The 5,614-nt window shown below is 53.0% G+C and carries 6 protein-coding genes; 3 read left to right on the forward strand and 3 right to left on the reverse strand.

Annotated features, from left to right (window positions below; all coding sequences use genetic code 11):
• The 3 genes from K1Y02_24825 to K1Y02_24835 form a co-directional block, all read right to left on the reverse strand.
• A partial coding sequence (locus K1Y02_24825; GenBank protein ID MBX7259605.1) for an NAD(P)-binding domain-containing protein occupies nt 1-298 on the reverse strand: 298 nt, incomplete at its 3' end.
• Between the two features lie 109 nt (nt 299-407).
• Nucleotides 408-737 carry a prolyl oligopeptidase family serine peptidase gene (locus K1Y02_24830; GenBank protein MBX7259606.1) on the reverse strand — a complete coding sequence of 110 codons (330 nt, stop codon included), beginning with the start codon at nt 735-737 and terminating at the stop codon, nt 408-410.
• Complete coding sequence (locus tag K1Y02_24835; GenBank protein ID MBX7259607.1) at nt 734-925, reverse strand: prolyl oligopeptidase family serine peptidase; 192 nt, start codon at nt 923-925, stop codon at nt 734-736. Before K1Y02_24835 ends, K1Y02_24830 begins: the two co-directional genes overlap by 4 nt.
• Nucleotides 926-1,073: 148 nt before the next feature.
• Here K1Y02_24835 and K1Y02_24840 point away from each other — a divergent pair, with 148 nt between their 5' ends.
• The 3 genes from K1Y02_24840 to K1Y02_24850 all read left to right on the forward strand — a co-directional run bounded on the left by K1Y02_24840 (nt 1,074) and on the right by K1Y02_24850 (nt 5,351).
• Nucleotides 1,074-2,081 (forward strand): DNA cytosine methyltransferase, encoded by a 1,008-nt coding sequence (locus tag K1Y02_24840; GenBank protein MBX7259608.1) that lies wholly within the window; start codon nt 1,074-1,076, stop codon nt 2,079-2,081.
• A gap of 137 nt (nt 2,082-2,218) precedes the next feature.
• Entirely contained in the window at nt 2,219-4,180 is a 1,962-nt protein-coding gene (locus tag K1Y02_24845; GenBank protein ID MBX7259609.1) for an ATP-binding protein, read from the forward strand.
• Nucleotides 4,173-5,351 carry a hypothetical protein gene (locus tag K1Y02_24850; GenBank protein MBX7259610.1) on the forward strand — a complete coding sequence of 393 codons (1,179 nt, stop codon included), beginning with the start codon at nt 4,173-4,175 and terminating at the stop codon, nt 5,349-5,351. The genes K1Y02_24845 and K1Y02_24850 overlap by 8 nt, the downstream gene beginning before the upstream one ends.
• The last annotated feature ends 263 nt before the right edge of the window (nt 5,352-5,614 follow it).

Here is a 5,614-nt window from a genome sequence, read left to right on the forward strand (position 1 = left end):
CCGGGGAGACCGTGCTGCAATCGACCAGCAGCGTCCCCGGCCTCGCCCCGGCGGCGATCCCGTCAGGCCCGAGTGCCGCCGCCTCCACATCCGGCCCATCCGGCAGCACGGTGATGACGATGTCGGAGCGTTCGGCCACGGCGCGCGGCGTCAGCGCCACCATCGCCCCGGGCAGCGACTCGGCCGCGTCCGGGTTCACGTCGTAGACCGTCAGCGGAAAACCATGCTTCAGCAGGTTCCCACCCATCCCGCGCCCCATCGAGCCGAGCCCGATCAGGCCGATCCGCTGCTGCGCCATTTCTTCCTCCTCCCGCGCCGATCCGCCCACATCCTCGCTCGTTCTCGTGCGGTGTGGCGCGAATGGTAGCAGAAGGCGCGGCGGTGCGACGCCCCGGTCAGTCCGCGTGCTAATTGCGCACCCAGGCGATCATCCGCTCGCAGCAATCGACCCGGTGCGCGCGGTGGCGGAAGCCGTGCCCCTCGCCGGGGTAGACGACGTACTCGTGCGGCAGCCCCGCCGCCGCCATCGTCGCGGCGACTTGCGCCGATTCCTGCGGCGGCACGCGCGTGGCGCGGTCGCCGTGCAGGATCAGCAGCGGCGTCTTGATCTCCCGCAATCGATGGTGCGTCGAGGCCCGCTTCATCGCCTCCGGGATCTCGTGCGCTAGCCGCCCCCAGTAGTCGCGCGCCACGAAGACGCGCCCCACCCGGTCGGCGTGCGCCTGCGCCGTGATCATGTTCGTCTTGCCGTAGAGATCGATCGCCGCATCAAGAGATCGGGCGCGGCGACGATCGCGTGCAGCGTCAGGAAGCCGCCGTAACTCTGCCCGTAGATGCCGACCTTCGCGATGTAGGGCTGGGGGCGCAGCCACTCCCCCGCCGCGACCGCGTCGAGCGTCTGTCCACCCCGCTGGGGATGGGACATTTAAATGCGTGGAAATGCACATATCGTCAAATCGACCGCAAGCTCTCTATACAATACTACCCACATGCCTTACAATATGTCCGTACATGTGTGTTGCGTTCGCTCTGTTGTGAGCCATCGCGGGAACTAAGATGAAGTTTGTTGATTCATGTTAAGTCAAGTTGTCAGCCTATTCTGCGGCTGCGGAGGTCTTGACCTCGGCTTTACACAAGCGGGGTTTAATGTTGCCCTTGCGTTAGATGTTGACCCTGTTGCGGTGCGAACCTACAATCATAATCATGGTGGCGAAGTTGCACAGGTTGCAGACCTGCTCACTACTGATGGTGCGGACATAATTCGCCTGCTCGATGCCAAGTACCCAAATGTGCCCCCAAAGGGCGTGATCGGTGGGTCGCCGTGCCAAGTGTTCTCGATTGGCAATCGCCATATCAAGGATGATGACACACGGCGTATTCTTCCCACGAAATACGCTGCCATCTTGAAGGCGCTCAATGATCGGTATGAGCTTGACTTCTTTGTCTTTGAGAATGTGCGTGGAATCACATTCGAGAAGCATAAGAAGGACTTTAGTCAATTCAAGGAATCATTCGAAGATGCCGGGTTCCGTTTATTCGAGGGACTTCTTGATGCACAACACTTCGGCGTCGCCCAAAAGCGACCGCGCGTGTTTGTAGTAGGACTGAACGCGCGCAAATATAGCGAACAAGATTTCACTTTTCCTGCCCCTAGTCGAGGTCAGGTAGTAAGCGTAGCCGATAAGATCGACGGATTACCGGAGCCAGTCTTCTATAGGCGCGATGTGCGGCCAGAGGACTTGCCACATCATAGGAATCACTGGACTATGCAGCCCAAATCAGCAAAGTTCAGCGACGGATTTCTCAAAGAAGGACAGTGCAAAGGCCGCTCGTTTCGTGTCTTGTCCTGGGCGAAACCGAGTTGGACAGTAGCTTATGGGAATCGTGAAGTTCATATCCATCCATTGGGAACGCGGCGGTTGAGCGTTTACGAATCGATGCTTTTGCAGGGCTTCCCTTCTACATATCAACTTCTCGGTACACTGAGTGCTCAATACCGTCAAGTCTCCGATGCCGTTCCCCCTCCTGTTGGCAAAGTTTTAGCCGAGGCGATTGGCTTAATCTGCAATCCGATTGTTTGAAGCTAAGTGCGCAACGCGCAACGTTCTCCATTTGCTGCGTCGCTAAAGCGTGGTATTCTTAGCTCTCAAGCTGATTGTCCGTTTGAGGTCACTGTGGATATACACTACGCCAATATGGCCAGGGATGGGTATCATCAATGGAAACACAAGCAGAAATTGCTGATGCTATTAGGCAAAGTACTGGACCAGACCTTCCTGTTCAAACACAACTCTCGACCAATCAGAAAGTGATCGCTCGTGTAACAGACGGCATATACCGTCAGCCTGGCTCTGCTCTGAGAGAACTTATCTCAAACGCTTACGATGCAGACGCTACTCGAGTAACCATCAAGACGGATCGGCCACGGTTCAGTAGTATCCTTATAGAGGACGATGGGCTTGGGATGTCGCCGGATGTTCTGGCATATCTCATTAAGAATATTGGCGGAAGTGCTAAACGGACTGGCACAGGGGAAAGTCTGGGGATAACTCAGGACGACGATGTATCACTGAGCCCCAGTGGCCGAAAGCTTATTGGTAAGCTCGGGATTGGCATATTTTCTGTCTCTCAACTGACTCGTAGTTTCCAGATTATTACGAAGGTGACAGGGGATGCTTTTAGGACCGTAGCAATTGTCAAACTAAATCAATTCTCTGAGATGCCTACTGAAGGCCCAGAAGACGGGGAGTTTCAGGCTGGCGAAGTTCTACTGTGGCGCGAGTATACACCAGATATCAACGACCATGGAACTACTATTGTTCTAACGCAAATTCGTCCTCAAACCAGAGGAACGTTGCAGAGTACAAACATTTGGGAAGCGGTAGACAATCCTATTGAGACAGAGGAAGGCAGCTTAGCTACTGCATTTGTTCCTCAGTACCATATCGGTCGACTGGATGATAATAGTGACTTCCTAACCAAAGGTGTCAAGGAATTACAAGCATTGCCTTGGAAGGATGATGACTCTCCATCTGAAGCCTTCTCAAAATTGGTTGGTTCTGTTTGGGCGTCTCTTGTAACTGATAACCCAAACCCAAAACTTGACGTAATGTTTGATAACTATCTCCAGATGATCTGGGAACTTAGCCTCGCGCTCCCAATTCCTTACGTTGAAGGACACCTTTTTGATGAACCAGTCGCTGACGACTGGGCAGATTTCTTCGCATTGTCCAACGAACCGAAAGGAGGGGCTAGGCCTCTTCACACCTCCTCAGGCGACAAGGTGCGCGACCTCCTCGAATTGAGGAATGGCCTTGACGTTACCCTATTGCCCTTCACCGTTTATATTGATGATCTTGAACTTCGTCGTCCCATCCGATTTCGGAACTTACCCGTTTCGTCACACGCCCTAAAGAAACCCCTCGTCTTTCTCGGTAAGATAGAGGAACACTTCGTTGGCCTTCCAATTACATTCAGTGCCGGGCCATTAGCGTTCGAGGCATATTTTTACTGGACACCAAAGATCGCGCCAGTAGATCATCGCGGAGCGTTGATCAGGATTCATGGTGCGAGTGGTTCATTGTTCGATCATACATTTTTTCGCTATCAAGTATCTGAGCAGACAAGGTTACGCCAGATCACATGTGAGATCTTTGTTTCGCAAGGGTTAGAGCCTGCGCTCAACATTGACCGAGAAGCCTTCAACACTGCACACCCTCATATGGTCTATATAATCAAATGGGTCCATAGTGCCCTGCGTCAGCTTGCAACGGCCCAAAAACGTGCGGCACAGGTCATACGTGAAGAATCACGCCAGCAAGCCCGTCAGCAGGTAAGCGATGCGTTACAGCTTATAGTGGAAACTGCCAACCGAGAGCATACATCAGGCGAAGGTGCGGTTCCGGATGTCGTTTTTACAGACACTTCCCGCGAGAGTTCGTCCGCGAAACAAATACCACTATCGTTCACAATTGAATCAAATGCACAACATTCATACGAACGCCGCGCTATTTTTGCCTCAGAGTCATCAAGCAAGCAAGCAGCTGATAAGCATGAAAAAAGCATGCGGGCCATAATCCAAGTTCTCTCTATATATGGCGTGCTTGAACAATTGGCTCCTATGGAGCAGGAGAATATGTTGCGCGCTATTGCTGACATTCTGAGGACTGAGTATGTCTAATCAGAACTCCGCCGAAAATTACGAACCGGGACAAGGAACTAGCTCTTTCCTTGAGGAGATCCTTGGCACTGACGTACCGCTCCTACAGTCCCCAGGAAAGCGCGAGTTTCAGCCGTGGCATCGACCCCGCAAACAATATGTGCGTAGTGATCAATGGCTCAAAGAACTATCGGAGCTTTTAGCTTCACTAAAGGTTCCAGACACTGAGTTTCGCTATCTCTCCCTTCCTGGGAACGATTTTCTCGACATTCGGTACATCCACGATAATCTGTGCGTGCCGCAAGGTATGAGTCTTCGGTTCCTTGGCTTCAACAGGATGGCAGGAACCAATCATCCACAAGCAGCACATGTGAATACAAATCTGTCCGCTCTTCGGAGACTCAGCCATATTGCCCAAACGTCGCACATACTTGGCGACGACCTTCGAGCTATAGGTCGGCCGAATTCTCTCCCTCGTAGGACAGTTCAGTCCATAGGGGCGTTCCATGCGATAAACATAGACTTATGCGATGGGTTTGCCAGAGAAGGGGCTGGCGCTCCGAACCCCAACCTCTTCGATGCAATGAAGGTTCTAATTGAATGCCAGTCGAGGACGATAAATGACTCGCTGCTATTTGTGACAACTCGAATTGATTCCGATCAAGTTTCAGAGGTGGTTCAGCTAACACTGCACGCTATGCTTGGGGAGAACATGAATCAGTGTCAGCCGTTCGCTGATGCTGTTCGTAACTATTGGCCCAGCCCATCAGAAATGAATGCCATTGATAGCCTTCAGCATGAAGATCGGTTCATTCTTGGATTCACTAAGTGGATAATTTCAGTTGCAGTTCAGCACAGGCTCTCCGTAGCCGTCAAGAGCGTCTTTACCTATCGTGTCAAAGGTAGTGCGCTGGTGGATGATTTGATGTCGATAGCCATCCGACTTTCGCCACATCGCGCCGTTGATCGGGATGTATATTATCTCGCGAATTTAGGAGATGCCCGATCAGAAGGTAATCTCGAATGCCAATTAGCAGCCAAGATCCCGGCGCGTATCTATCACCGGAGGTCTGTAGACGACAAGCTACAAGATGATACTCAATTGCATGAAAAATGCGTGCGCGAGAGCGAAGGACTGCTTCAATCCGTCGGCTATGACATTGCGGAGTACCGTGCGTGGCTTGACGAGTAGGAATTGTCCGATCCCCTTGACAGCTCATGATGCATATTCGGGAACAGACTTCCTGACTTTGGACGCATCCCATCGCGACACCATGCTTACTTGACCACAAGTCGCATAGCTTTTGCATGTGCCTTAATTGTTGCCGCGCAGCCTCAGTGCGCGATGTGCGCCCGCAGCCGCTCCTCGTCGAACTCGATCCCCAGCCCCGGCCCGGTCGGCACGTCGATAAAGCCGTTCTCCGGGTGCAGCGGCGCGGTCAGCAGATCCTCCCC

Source organism: Candidatus Hydrogenedentota bacterium (genome assembly GCA_019695095.1).
Lineage (GTDB): Bacteria > Hydrogenedentota > Hydrogenedentia > Hydrogenedentales > SLHB01 > JAIBAQ01.